Origin of the sequence: Burkholderia sola (assembly GCF_905400185.1) — a bacterium.
Taxonomy (GTDB): domain Bacteria; phylum Pseudomonadota; class Gammaproteobacteria; order Burkholderiales; family Burkholderiaceae; genus Burkholderia; species Burkholderia sola.
Map to the genome: position 1 here is coordinate 674,175 of NZ_FR989676.1, position 13,194 is coordinate 687,368.

Annotated in this window: 13 protein-coding genes; 7 read left to right on the forward strand and 6 right to left on the reverse strand. The window is 67.1% G+C overall.

Features of this window, described 5'->3' with window-relative positions; translation table 11 throughout:
* Positions 1-30 precede the first annotated feature (30 nt).
* The 6 genes from KR541_RS19570 (at position 31) to KR541_RS19595 (ending at position 6,906) form a co-directional block, all read left to right on the forward strand.
* Positions 31-1,047 carry a 4-hydroxyproline epimerase gene (locus KR541_RS19570; RefSeq protein WP_050017134.1) on the forward strand — a complete coding sequence of 339 codons (1,017 nt, stop codon included), beginning with the start codon at positions 31-33 and terminating at the stop codon, positions 1,045-1,047.
* Positions 1,044-2,336, forward strand: a complete 1,293-nt coding sequence (locus KR541_RS19575; protein WP_200891637.1) for an NAD(P)/FAD-dependent oxidoreductase — start codon at positions 1,044-1,046, stop codon at positions 2,334-2,336. Before KR541_RS19570 ends, KR541_RS19575 begins: the two co-directional genes overlap by 4 nt.
* Positions 2,337-2,351: 15 nt before the next feature.
* Complete coding sequence (locus tag KR541_RS19580; RefSeq protein ID WP_050017135.1) at positions 2,352-3,833, forward strand: aldehyde dehydrogenase family protein; 1,482 nt, start codon at positions 2,352-2,354, stop codon at positions 3,831-3,833.
* An 18-nt stretch (positions 3,834-3,851) separates the two neighbouring features.
* The gene (locus tag KR541_RS19585; protein WP_050017136.1) at positions 3,852-4,898 is read left to right on the forward strand and encodes a proline racemase family protein; all 1,047 of its coding nucleotides are present in this window, start codon (positions 3,852-3,854) and stop codon (positions 4,896-4,898) included.
* Between the two features lie 64 nt (positions 4,899-4,962).
* Entirely contained in the window at positions 4,963-5,670 is a 708-nt protein-coding gene (locus tag KR541_RS19590) for a GntR family transcriptional regulator (RefSeq protein ID WP_200891638.1), read from the forward strand.
* A 99-nt stretch (positions 5,671-5,769) separates the two neighbouring features.
* On the forward strand, positions 5,770-6,906 hold the full coding sequence (locus KR541_RS19595; protein WP_216089739.1) for a J domain-containing protein: 1,137 nt from the start codon (positions 5,770-5,772) through the stop codon (positions 6,904-6,906).
* Positions 6,907-6,957: 51 nt separating this feature from the next.
* On the opposite strand, the gene KR541_RS19600 is transcribed toward KR541_RS19595, so the two are convergent.
* The 6 genes from KR541_RS19600 to KR541_RS19625 form a co-directional block, all read right to left on the reverse strand.
* Positions 6,958-7,863 carry a LysR family transcriptional regulator gene (locus KR541_RS19600; RefSeq protein WP_050017138.1) on the reverse strand — a complete coding sequence of 302 codons (906 nt, stop codon included), beginning with the start codon at positions 7,861-7,863 and terminating at the stop codon, positions 6,958-6,960.
* A gap of 61 nt (positions 7,864-7,924) precedes the next feature.
* Positions 7,925-9,169, reverse strand: coding sequence for an acyl-CoA dehydrogenase family protein (locus tag KR541_RS19605; protein ID WP_124680316.1), 1,245 nt, complete (start codon positions 9,167-9,169; stop codon positions 7,925-7,927).
* 38 nt (positions 9,170-9,207) lie between these two features.
* Positions 9,208-9,966 (reverse strand): SDR family NAD(P)-dependent oxidoreductase, encoded by a 759-nt coding sequence (locus tag KR541_RS19610; RefSeq protein WP_216089740.1) that lies wholly within the window; start codon positions 9,964-9,966, stop codon positions 9,208-9,210.
* Between the two features lie 7 nt (positions 9,967-9,973).
* Positions 9,974-10,738: an SDR family oxidoreductase gene (locus KR541_RS19615; protein WP_216089741.1), complete on the reverse strand. Its 765-nt coding sequence runs from the start codon at positions 10,736-10,738 to the stop codon at positions 9,974-9,976.
* A 50-nt stretch (positions 10,739-10,788) separates the two neighbouring features.
* Complete coding sequence (locus tag KR541_RS19620; RefSeq protein WP_050017142.1) at positions 10,789-11,820, reverse strand: phosphotransferase; 1,032 nt, start codon at positions 11,818-11,820, stop codon at positions 10,789-10,791.
* A gap of 19 nt (positions 11,821-11,839) precedes the next feature.
* The gene (locus KR541_RS19625) at positions 11,840-12,514 is read right to left on the reverse strand and encodes a histidine phosphatase family protein (RefSeq protein WP_216089742.1); all 675 of its coding nucleotides are present in this window, start codon (positions 12,512-12,514) and stop codon (positions 11,840-11,842) included.
* Positions 12,515-12,715: 201 nt separating this feature from the next.
* Here KR541_RS19625 and KR541_RS19630 point away from each other — a divergent pair, with 201 nt between their 5' ends.
* Positions 12,716-12,871, forward strand: a complete 156-nt coding sequence (locus tag KR541_RS19630; RefSeq protein ID WP_006483086.1) for a DUF3309 family protein — start codon at positions 12,716-12,718, stop codon at positions 12,869-12,871.
* Positions 12,872-13,194 lie beyond the last annotated feature (323 nt).

The following is a 13,194-nucleotide window of genomic DNA, read 5'->3' on the forward strand; positions in this document are numbered from 1 at the left end:
GTGTCGGTGCGCCGACCGAGGAACCTCAACATGACGATTCACAGCTTCACCTGTATCGAAGGCCATACCGAGGGCATGCCGGTACGCATGGTCATCGACGGTGCACCGGCAGTGCAGGGTGCGACGATGAACGCACGCCGCGAGGACTTCGTCGCGCATCACGATTGGGTGCGCCGCACGCTGATGCTGGAGCCGCGCGGCCATGCGCACATGTCGGGCACGCTCCTCTATCCGCCGGTCAGCGACAACGCGGATTGCAGCCTGCTGTTCATCGAGACGTCAGGCTGCCTGCCGATGTGCGGCCATGCCACGATCGGCTCGATCGCTTTCGCGATCGAGGAGCGGCTCGTCGTGCCGAAGCAGCCGGGCACGGTCACGGTCGACGTACCGGCCGGGCAGATCGTCGCGCGCTACGAGATGGACGGCGCCCGCGTGAGCTCGGTGCGCTTCACCAACGTGCCGAGCTTCCTGCTCGCGCGCGACGTCGAGATCGACGTTCCCGCGCTCGGCACGCTGGCCGTCGATATCGCATACGGCGGCAACTTCTATCCGATCGTCGAGGTCCAGCCGAACTTCCCCGGCTGCGAGCATTTCACGCCGGGCGAACTGCTGGCGTGGGGCCGCGACGTGCAACGCGCGGTGAACGCGTCGCTCGACGTCGTGCACCCCGATCATCCCGCGATTCGCGGGGTGCGGCATTGCATGTGGACAGGCAAGCCGATCGCGGCCGATGCAGACGGGCGCGCGGTGGTGATCGCCGGCGACAGCCTTGTCGATCGTTCGCCGTGCGGCACCGGCAGCTCGGCCCGCGTCGCACAGCGCTTCGCGCGCGGCTGGCTGAAGGCCGGTGATGCGTATTGTCATGAGAGCCTGATCGGCAGCCGCTTCATCGGCCGCGTGGAGTCGGTCGCACGTCTGGACAGCGGGCTCGACGCGGTGCGGCCGAGCATTGAAGGACGCGCATGGGTCACCGGGCGCGCGCAGTATCGTGTGGATTCGTCCCAACCGTATGCGCACGGCTTCAGCCTGCAGGAGTTCGTCAATTGAATGCGATCCCGCGACAACATGCGCCCGCGGCGCCCGCTACGGCCCGCCAGGAAACCGCCGTCGTGATCGGCGGCGGAATCGTCGGCGTGTGCTGCGCGCTCTATCTGCAGCGCGACAGTCGTGCGGTCGCGCTGATCGATCCGGCCGCGCCAGGCGACAGCACCGCGAAATGGAGCTGCGGCCAGATGGCGGTCAGCGAGGTGATCCCGCTGTCGAAGCCAGGCATCCTGATGAAGGTGCCGCGCTGGCTGATGGACCAGAAGGGGCCGCTCGCGCTGCGACCCGGCGCGCTGCCGGGCATCCTGCCGTGGTTCTTCCGGTTCGTCACGTCGGCCCGTCACGCGAAGATCGTATCGATCGCGCAGGCCATGGCGACGCTCACGCACGACGTCTATTCCGACTACGCGCCGCTGCTCGACGCATGCGGCGATCGCGCGCTGCTCGGCCAGCGCCCGGTGCTCGAAGTATTCGACGATCCCGCCGGCATCGCGCACGAACTGCCGCATCTCGAACTGCGGCAGTCGCTCGGCTTCTCATCGCAGCGGCTGACGGCCGTCGACATCGGCGATCTCGAACCCGCGCTCGCAGGCAGGTTCCAGCACGGGCTGCTGTTTCCCGACTGGCGCGCGGTCAACGATACCGAAGGCTTCATTGCGGCGCTCACCGCCAGCTTCGAGGCGCAAGGCGGACGCCGCATTCGCGCGAACGCCGCGCGCATCGACGAAGCCGACGGACGTGCGACCGGTGTGACACTGGTCAATGGCGAGCGCATCGCGGCCGATCACGTGATCGTCGCGGCCGGAAACGGTTCGCGAAAGTTCTTCGGCCCGCTCGGCGTGCGCGTGCCGCTCGCGGGTATCGCCGGCTACCAGGCACTACTCGCCGACCCGGGGGTCGAATTCCGTCACTCCGTGATCTATGCGGACGGCGGCTTCTGCTTCAGCCCGATGACGCGCGGATTGCAGATCGGCGGCACCATCGAGTTCGCGGGCCGCGATGCGGCGCCGAACTTCCGGCGAGCGGACATCATCCTGGAGAAGGCCAAACGCATCCTGCCCGAGTTGCAGACCGCTCGCGTCGAATACGGCGTCGGCTATCGGCCGTTCCTACCCGACACGAAACCGGTGATCGACCGGTCGAAACGGCTGTCGAACGTGATCATGGCATTCGGCCACGGCCAGCTCGGCCTCACGCTCGGCGCAACCACGGGCCGCCTGGTCGGCGATCTCACGGCCGGCCGCCCGACGCGGCAGGACCTGTCGCCATTCAGCGCTTATCGATTCGCCTGACCTACGAGACGCCTCATGCAATCCTACGAACGACTTTTCATCGACGGCCGCTGGGTGGCGCCCGTTCAGGGCCGTACCTTCGACACGCTCGATCCGGGCGACGAAACCGTGGTCGCGAAAGTGGCCGCCGCCACCGCCGAGGACATCGACGCCGCGGTCAACGCCGCGCGCCGCGCGTTCGACAACGGCCCGTGGCCGCGCATGACCGGCACGCAGCGCGCCGTCGTGCTGCGCGCGATCGCGCAAGGCATCCGCGACCGCCTGCCCGAACTCGCCGAGCTGGAAGTGCGCGACAACGGCAAGCCGCTGTCCGAGGCCCTCTGGGATCTCGGTGATGCGGCCGGTTGCTTCGACTTTTATGCCGGGCTCGCCGAGCAGCTCGACGGGAGCGCCGAAACGCCGGTGCCGCTTGCGGACGAGCGTTTCAGTACAGTCGTCCGCAAGGAGCCGATCGGCGTGGCCGGCGCGATCATCCCGTGGAATTTCCCGCTGCTGATGGCCGCATGGAAGGTCGCGCCCGCGCTCGCGGCCGGCTGCACGATGGTGCTGAAGCCGTCCGAACTGACGCCGCTGACCGCGCTGGAACTGGCCGGCATCGCCGACGCGGCCGGGCTGCCGGCCGGCGTGCTGAACGTCGTCACCGGCCTCGGCGCGGACGCCGGTGCGCCGCTCGCCGAGCATCCGGGCATCGACAAGCTCGCGTTCACCGGCAGCGTGCCGACCGGCAGCCGGATCATGCAGGCCGCCGCACGCGACATCAAGAACGTGAGCCTCGAACTGGGCGGCAAGTCGCCGTTCATCGTGTTCGGCGACAGCGACCTCGAAGCGGCCGTCGAATGGATCCTGTTCGGCATCTTCTGGAATCAGGGCGAAGTGTGTTCAGCCACGTCGCGCGTGCTCGTCGAACGCTCGCTGTACGCGCCGCTCGTCGAGCGGCTCGCGCAGGAAGCACGCAAGATCACGATCGGCAACGGTCGCGACGACGGCGTGCTGCTCGGCCCGCTCGTGAGCCGCGGGCAATACGACAAGGTACGGGAAGCCATCGCGCGCGGCCGGGAGGAAGGCGCACGCCTCGTGACGGGCGGCGGCCGACCCGCGCATCTCGAGCGCGGCTACTTCATCGAGCCCGCCGTGTTCTCCGACGTGCCGGAAGACAGCTGGATCTGGCGCGAGGAAATTTTCGGGCCGGTCGTGTGCGTGCGGCCGTTCGATACGGAAGACGAAGCGATTCGCTCGGCCAACGATTCGCGCTTTGGTCTCGCGGCAGCCGTGATGTCGGCCGACCTGCCGCGCTGCGAGCGCGTGGCACGCGCGATGCGCGCGGGTATCGTATGGATCAACTGCTCGCAGCCGACGTTCACGGAGGCGCCGTGGGGCGGCTACAAGCAGAGCGGAATCGGGCGCGAACTCGGCGAGTGGGGCCTGAACAATTACCTGGAAATCAAGCAGATCACGCGCTACGACAGCGACAAGCCGTGGGGCTGGTACCTCAAGTAAGCAGAAGGTGAATCGATCATGCGCTGGAACAAAACGCTGCAGCTCGTCGACGTGCATTGCGAGGGCGAGGTCGGCAAGGTCGTCACCGGCGGCGTCCTCGACGTGCCGGGCAAGACCATGCTCGACAAGATGAACCACATCAACGAGACCGACGATAGCCTGCGGCGCCTGGTCGTGCTCGAACCACGCGGCTGCCTGCAGATGTCGGTCAACCTGCTGCTGCCGCCGACGCGGCCGGACGCGCACGCCGGCTTCATCGTGCTGCAGGCCGACAGGGCACACCCGATGTCGGGCAGCAACTGCATCTGCGTCGTGACCGCGCTGCTCGAACTCGGCATGGTGCCGATGCAGGAGCCCGAGACCACCGTCGTGCTCGACACGCCGGCCGGGCTCGTCACCGCTCGGGCCGCATGCCGCGACGGCCGCTGCGTCGGCGTGTCGCTCGACATGGTACCGGCGTTCGTCGAACAGCTGGACGTCGACATCCACATGCCGGCGTTCGGCACGATCAAGGTCGACATCGCATTCGGCGGCGTGTACTACGCGCTCGTCGACGTCGGCCAGATCGGACTCGACATCGCGCCGGGCAACGCGCGGCAACTCGCGACGCATGGCGTGCGGCTCAAGGAGATCATCAACCGGCAGGTCGCCGTTCGGCATCCGCTGTTCCCGGAGATCGACGAGGTTGCGTACGTGATGTTCCGCAACCGCGTCGACGATACGGTCTATCAGACCTGCACGACGCTGCCGCCTGGCCGCGTCGACCGCTCGCCGTGCGGAACCGGCAGCTCGGCCAATCTGGCGACGCTCGCCGCGCGCGGACGCGTGGCGGTCGGCGACGTCCTTACGTCGCGGTCGACGATCGGCGGCGAATTCCGCATCGAGCTGCTCGGCACGACCGAAGTGGGCGGCCGGCCGGCCGTGCTGCCGCGCGTGACCGGACGCGCATGGGTATTCGGGTTCCAGCAGCTCGGCGTCGACCCCGACGATCCGCTCGCCGCCGGGTTCATGCTCAGCGACACGTGGGGCGACGGATTCGGGCCGTCGGCCGCGTCGGGCACGTGAGGACGCAATGCTAAACTCCAGAGCGCGCCCGGCGAACCGGGCCGATTACAGGAAGGGTAGCGAGATGAGCAAAGAGGCCGTTGAAACCGAAGGGGGCGGCCGCCGGCACGGCGGGCGGTACGTGTATGAGGAATTGCGCAAGCAGATCCTGACGCTGAAGCTGAAGCCGGGCGTGCAGCTCGACGAAATCTCGCTGGCCGCGCAGTTCGGCCTGTCGCGTTCGCCGGTGCGCGACGCCATCGCACGGCTGAGCAGCGAAGGGCTCGTCACGATCCTGCCGAACCGCACGACGCTCGTCACGCCGTTCGAGATCGAGGAATTCCCGAAATACATCTCGGCGCTCGACCTGATCCAGCGCGCGGTCACACGGCTCGCAGCCACGCAGCGCTCCGAAGCCGATCTCGCGAAAATCCGCAAGGCCGACGACGTCTATATGGCCGCCGTCGATAGCGGCGACTTTCAGGCGATGTCGGAAACCAACAAGGCGCTCCACATGGCGATCGCCCACGCCGCGAACAACCCGTACTTCGTCGGCTACTACGAACGACTGCTCGGCGAAGGGCAGCGCCTGCTTCACCTGCATTTCGACTTCACCGTCAGTTCGCCGACGGCCGCGAAGCTGGGTCGCGACCACGACGAACTGATCGATGCGATTGCGCGACGCGACGCCGATGCCGCCGAGCGGGCCGCGCACGAACACACGATGCTGTTCCAGAAGCGCTTCCTCGACTATATGAAGCAGAACATGACGGAGTCGATGGCCGTGCTGTAACGCATCGGCATCGACGCATCGCCGTCCGGAACGCGCGTCGCCCGTCCGGCTAAAATACCGGCCTGCCGCGCGTCCCGCCGCGGCCGGAGGACACTCATCATGACCGCACGTCGCGGTGCCGCGGTCGCCATCGCACCCGGCCACGAGACAGCCAGCCTGTCGAAAGCCCAGCAAACCTTCAATGCGCTCGTCGAGCAGATCGAGGCGCGGCGCGAGCGGCTCGGCGCATGGGACGCGGTCATGCCGGCCTTCCAGAAAAAGTTCGTCGACGCGCTGCTGCCGCTCGAACAGGCGTCGACGGCGTTGCGAATCCGGTTGCTCAACCTGCTCGACGACGCGTTCCTGCAGAAAGGTCTGAGCAAAGCCGAGCAGCGCGCGCTATCCGCGCTGATCGCCGACATGGCGCGCGACTTGCTCGGCGTCAGCGACGACGCGACGTTGAAAATCATCTACAACCGGCACTGCCCGTCCGACGACGACGACGGCGCCGCAGCGACGGCCTCCGCACGGACGAAGCCGGAACCGGAACCGGAAACGGAACCCGCCGCCGAACCAGCGGACGATCTCGACACGCTGTCGCCCGACGAACTCGCCGCCCGCATCCAAGCCGAATTCGACGAACAGTACAAGCGCGACATGGCCGCCCACGAGGCCCGCGAAGCCCAGCGCGCGAAGCGCAAGAAAGCGCCCCGGCAATCGGCCGCGCAGGCGCGACGCGAAGCCGAGCAGGCCGAATCGAGCAAGTCGCTCCGCGACGTCTATCGCAAGCTCGCCAGCGCGCTGCATCCCGATCGCGAAACCGATCCCGAGGAACAGGCGCGCAAGACCGTGCTGATGCAGCGTGTCAACCACGCGTATGCGAAAGGCAACCTCCTGCACTTGCTGGAGCTGCAACTGGAGATCGAACAGATCGACCGGCGCGCGATCGACGGCCTGAGCGAAGCGCGGCTGACGCACTACAACGGCATCCTGGAGGAACAGCTCCGCGAGCTCGACCAGGAGATCGGGCACGTCGAGAACGATTTCAGGCGAACCTACGGCATCGCGTCGTCCACCAAGGTCGCGCCCGATACGGTGATGCGCATGCTGACGCGCGACATTGCCGGCATGCAGCGCAGCAACCACGACCTGACCGTCGCGCTGCGCGAGTTCGACGATCCGGACAGGGTCCGCGACTGGCTGAAGGACCTGAAGCGCCGGCCCGCAGCGTCGCGCTTCGACGACGATTCGTATTGAGCCATCGAGCCGGCAAGCGCGGGCGAACTTGCGACGCGCACGCCCCACCGTTCACCGCACCTCGCCGATCCCGCCCATCAGCGCCATCAACTGCCCGCGCAGCCACTGGCTGCCCTGATCCTGATCGGCGCTGCGATGCCAGTAGCAGAAGTAGTCGAGTCCCGGCATCTCGAACGGCAGTTCCAGAATGCGCGCCGGATAGCGCTGCAGCAGCCGCAGCGGCGCCGTCAGCGCGAGATCGCCGCGCATCGCGATCAGCGGCGCGACCATGTAGTGCTGCACGCGCATCTGGATGTTGCGGCGCAGCCCGAGCCGCGTCAGTTCCGCGTCGACGTGCCCGCTGCCCTTGCGGCGGCTCGATACGTGGATGTGCCCCATCGACAGGTAGTCGTCCAGGGTCAGCGTGTCGCCCTTGAACGGATGATCGTCGCGGATCATGCACGCGTAGCGGTCCTGCACGAGCAGCGCCTGGTGCAGATGCGGATCGCCGATCAGCGGCGCGTCGATCGCGATGTCGACCGAGCCGTTCGCGAGCGCGGTCGCGACCTCGCGGCGGTCCATCGTGTAGCTGCGCACGTGCATGCCGGGCGCATGCGTCTGTAGCAGCTCGCCGAGCGCCGGCAGCAGCAGCGCTTCGGTCAGGTCGCTCATGCTGAGCCGGAACACGCGCTCGGACGAAGCCGGATCGAACACGTCGCCTTCGTGCGCGCTCGAATCGAGCAGTTGCAGCGCCTCGCGCACGCGGCCGACGATGTTCTCGGCCATCGGCGTCGGCATCATCCCGGCCGGCGTGCTGACGAACAGCGGATCGTTCAGCGTCTTGCGCAGCCGCGCCAGCGCGTTGCTGACGGCCGGCTGCGTGAGGTTCAGCACCTCGGCCGCGCGCGTCAGGTTGCGCTTGTTGTAGATCGCCTCGAATACGACGAACAGGTTCAGATCAATCTTCGAAAGGCGCATCGCCGGATCTCCTTGCCGAGATCTTACGGCGGGCGCCATTCGTTCGTCCATGTCGCCCCGCTCAGCCGCGCGGCGGCGGCGTCAGGTACGGCGCGGTCGCACCGGGTTCGCCGCCCTTGATCTCCATCCGCGCGATCGCCTGCAGGTGGACCTCGTCCGGGCCGTCGGCGAAGCGCAGCGCGCGGCCCCAGGTCCACAGGTCGGCGAGCGGCGTATCGGGGCTCAGGCCCGCTGCGCCGAATACCTGCATCGCGCGATCGCACACGTCCGTATAAACGGTCGGCACGAGCGCCTTGATCATCGAGATCTCCTTGCGCGCGGCCTTCGCGCCGACCTTGTCGATCATCCACGCGGCCTTCAGCACCAGCAGGCGTGCCTGGTCGATCTCGATACGCGAGCGCGCGATCCATTCGCCGACGGTGCCGTGCCGGTTCAGCGGCTTGCCGAACGCGACGCGCGACTGCGCGCGGTCGACCATCAGCGCCAGCGCCAGCTCGGCCGCGCCGATCGAGCGCATGCAGTGGTGAATGCGGCCCGGCCCGAGGCGCGCCTGCGCGAGCGCGAAGCCGCTGCCTTCCTCACCGAGCAGGTTGCGCGCCGGCACGCGCACGTTGTCGAACGTGATCTCGCAGTGCCCTTCCGGCGCGTGGTGATTGACCACCGTGATGTTGCGCACGACCGTCACGCCCGGCGTGTCGCGCGGCACGAGGATCATGCTCTGCTGCTGGTGCGATTCGGCGTCGGGATCGGTCTTGCCCATCACGATGAAGATCTTGCAGTTCGGATGCGCGGCGTTCGTGATGAACCACTTGCGGCCGTTGATCACGTACTCGTCGCCCGCGCGCTCGATGCGCGTCGTGATGTTGGTCGCATCCGACGACGCGACGTCGGGCTCCGTCATCGCGAACGCCGAGCGGATTTCGCCGCGCAGCAGCGGCAGCAGCCACTGTTCGCGCTGCTCGGGCGTCGCGAACATGTGCAGCAGCTCCATGTTGCCGGTGTCCGGCGCATTGCAGTTGAACACTTCCGACGCCCAGCTCACGCGCCCCATGATTTCGGCGAGCGGCGCGTATTCGAGGTTCGTCAGGCCCGTGCCCGGCTCGTCGTCCTTCAGGTGCGGCAGGAACAGGTTCCACAGCCCCTCCGCTTTCGCGCGCTCCTTCAGTTCCTCCATGAACGACACCGGATACTTGCCGGCGTGCACCTCTTCGTTCCACTGGCGGATACGCGGCACGATGTGCGCATCCATGAATGCGCTCACGCGTTCGCGCAGTGCTTCCACTTTCGGGGTGTAGCCAAAGTCCATGATCGACTCCTCGAGATTCCGTATTCCGTTCGTTCGGTTCAGAAGGCCGAGACGCCGCCGTCAACGGCGACGGCCTGCCCGGTCAGATACGTGTTTTCCTGCGCGCACAGCATCAGCATCGTCGCGACGATTTCGTCGGGCCGGCCGAGCCGCTTCATCGGCGAGCCCTGCGCCAGAAAATCCTGGCGCTCGCCGATCTCGCTGTCGGTAACCATCGACGTCGTGCTGTAGAACGGGCACACCGCGTTCACGCGGATGCCGTGGCGCGCGTATTCGAGCGCGGCCGTCTTCGTGAGCCCGACCACCGCATGTTTCGACGCCGCATACGCGGCCAGCTTCGGCGCGCCGCCGAGCCCGGCCATCGACGCGACGTTCAGGATCACGCCCTCGCGCTGCGCGAGCATCTGGCGGATCTGGTGCTTCATCCCGAAGAACACGCCTTTTGCATTCACCGCGAAGCTCAGGTCGAGATCGGCTTCGTCGGTGTCGATCAGCGCCTTCATCGGCGGGGCGATGCCCGCGTTGTTGATGCCGACGTCGAGCCGCCCGAAGCGCGCGACGGCCTCATGCACCAGCGATGCGACGTCCGTTTCGACGCGCACGTCGCAGTGCCGCGCGACGACGTCGGCGCCGGCCGCGCGCAGCGGCGCGGCCACGCGTTCGAGCGCATCGCCGTTCAGGTCGCCGAGCGCGAGCCGCGCACCCATCGCGGCGAGCTCGCTCGCGAGCAGCGCGCCGAAGCCGCTCGCGGCGCCGGTGATCATCACGGCCTGGCCGGCGTAGCTGTCGAGTCTCATCGTGCGCTCAGATCGTCAGGCCACCGTCGACGACGATGCATTCGCCGTTCGTGTAGCTCGCCGCGTCCGACACGAGATACAGCACGGTGCCGGCCATTTCGCGCGGCTCCGCGTGGCGGCGCAGCGGGATCTTCGTCATCCACGCGTCGTAGATGTCCTTGTCCGCGAACAGCGCGCCCGCGAACTTCGTCTTCGTGAGCCCCGGCAGCAACGCGTTCACGCGGATGCCGAGCGGCCCGCATTCCTTCGCGAACGCCTTCGTCATGTTGACGACGGCCGCCTTCGTGATCGAGTAGATGCCTTGCCGGTCGCCCGGCTGCAGCGCATTCACCGATGCCGTGTTGACGATCGCGCCGCCGCCGTGTGTCTTCATCAGCTTGCCGGCTTCGACCGACATGAAGAAGTAGCCGCGGATGTTCACGTCGACGGTCTTCTCGTACGCGGCGAGATCGGTATCGAGGATGTGCCCGAAAAACGGGTTCGCGGCCGCGTTGTTCACGAGGATGTCGAGGCGGCCGTGCTTGCCGCGGATGTGCTCGAACGTCGCGGCGATGTCCTCCAGGCGCCCGACGTGGCACGCCAGCGCCTCGGCGCGGCCGCCCGCCGCGACGATCGCGTCGGCCACGGCCTGGCAGTCGTCGAGCTTGCGGCTCGACACGATCACGTACGCGCCCTGCTCCGCGAGCAGCTTGGCGATTTCCTCGCCGATGCCGCGGCTCGCGCCTGTCACCAGCGCGATCTTGCCCGTCAGGTCGAACAGATTCGTTGCCATGTTGCTGTGCTCCTCCATTGATTGAGTTGTCGTGTCGCCGCGTGGCGATATCAGCGATGCGCGTCGATCACGCCGACGGCCAGTTCGGCCAGCCGGCCGGCCATTTCGCCGACGCGCAGCGCCTGCTCGCTCGATGCGTTGCCCTGCAACGCGCGCGCCTTCACGCCCTGCGCGATCGCCGCTAGCCGGAAGAAACTGAAGGCGAGGTAGAAATGCCAGTCGCGGATCGGCGCGATGCCGCGCAGTTCGCAGTAGCGCGCGACGATCGCCGCTTCGTCCGGAATGCCGAGTTCGGCACGATCCTGGCCCGCGAGCCCGCGCACCTGGCCGCCGGACGGTAGCCGCAGGCACATGCAGAAATACGCGAGATCGGCGAGCGGGTTGCCGAGCGTCGACAGTTCCCAGTCGAGCACGGCCTGCACGCGATAGCCGTCCCGCGCGAACATCAGGTTGTCGATCCGGAAGTCGCCGTGCACCAGCGCCGGCCGGCCCGTGTCCTCGGGGCATGCCTTCGGCAGCCAGTCGATCAGCGTCTCCATCGCGTCGAGGCGCCCGGTTTCGGCCGCGCGATACTGCTTCGTCCACACGCCGATCTGCCGCTCGAAGTAGTTGCCCGGCCGGCCGTAGTCGGCGAGGCCCACCGCGTCGACATCGACGTCGTGCAGCGCGGCCATCGTCTGCAGCAGCGCGTCGTAGCAGGTCGCGCGCTCGGCCTTCGGCAGTTCCGGCAGCGCGGGGTCCCAGAAGATCCGGCCGTCCTCGAAACTCATCACGTAGAACAGGCTGCCGATCACGTCGCGGTCAACGCAGAGGTGATACGGGTGCGCGACCGGCACCGCGGTGCCCGACAGCGCGGTGAGCACGCGGAATTCGCGGTCGACCGCGTGCGCGGACTTCAGCAGCTCGCCCGGCGGCTGGCGGCGCAGCACGTAGCGGCCGCTCTTCGCATTCAGCAGGAAAGTCGGATTCGACTGGCCGCCGGCAAACTTCTCCGTGTCGACCGGGCCTTCGAAGCCCGGCACGTGGGTTTCCAGATAGCGCGTAAGGCGGGCTACGTCGAGTTGCTGGGAAGGATTCGTCATCGTCGCGATCGTTCGTGGGTCAGCCGTAGGTGCGCAGCGCGTGTCGTTCGGGGTCCTCCAGATGCGGGATGCCGTTGAACGACGCGAGGTGAAACGCGTCGGCGTTGAAGAAAAACTGCGAAAGACTGCTGTTGCGGATCTGCAGGTTCAGCGCGATCGCGCTCGACGGCGGCGCGGCGAGCACCTGCTGCACGGTGACCGCGATCGGGCCGCCGGAACTCACCGCGAGCACGCGCTGGCCGCCGCCCTCGCGGATCGCCGCGCGCGCGTCGGCCACACGCTGCTGGAAATGGGTCCAGGTTTCGGGGGCCGCCTCGCCGAGCTTGTCCTCGGTCCACAGCTGCAGCACCTGCCGGAGCGCGCGGAAGTGTTCCTTCATCGAGCCGGCCGCAAGCCGCGCGATCTCCGGATAGTCGCTGGCGGCTGCCGCGAACAGCCCGTGGAAATCGTATTCGTTCAGACCCGGATGGCGATCGACCACGACGCCTTCGCGGCCCATCCCGCGCAGAATCGCGGCGACCGTCTGCGCATGGCGGTTCATCGTGCCGCAGATCACGCGGTCGAACGTCAGGCCCTGCCGCGCGAAGTATTCGCCGAGCCACACGCCCTGCTGGTCGCCCGCCGCGGACAGCCGGTCGTAGTCGTCGGTGCCGAACGACGCCTGCCCATGCCGTACCAGAAAGAGTTCAGCCATTGCGCTCGCCTGAGGAAAACGAAGGCCCAGCATAGCGACCGGGCCTGCATTTTTGAAATTTATTTTCTGAATCCAACAGTATTCATCGCATGAATTACGCGGATTCATACGATGCGCTTGCGCCGGTTTCATCTGTCCCCACGTCGCGGCACGCGAATTGCGACAGCGCACACCGTGTCGAATAAATTCTGGAGGGATGCGATGCTCGGTACGATCCTCATCATCGTTCTGATTCTGCTGCTCATCGGAGCATTTCCTGCATGGCCGCACAGCCGAAGCTGGGGTTACTGGCCATCGGGGACCGTCGGGCTGATCGTCGTCATTGTCGTGATACTGGTGCTGCTCGGTCGCATCTGAACACGGCCGCGCGTGCCGCTGCATGGGCACGCGCGTTCCGATCGACTTCCGATCTGCCGCCGTGACTTCTTTACACGCGAAAGTAAGCCGTAAAGGAAAACGCGACGGCATCGCGTACGCTTACTTGGGCGTCCGCTCGCTTGCGGTCCAGCCATCCACGGACACGCACAGGTGCGGCGCATGATCAGGTGCGCCATTTCTTGCGAACACAACGTCTCGCCGATGTGCGGGTGCGTCACCGGATAATCCATCTGCATCGCGCAACAGAGCGCCTTGCGCGTCAACGCGCGCGCCCCGTTCGTCTTCATTCGATGGATTTGGCC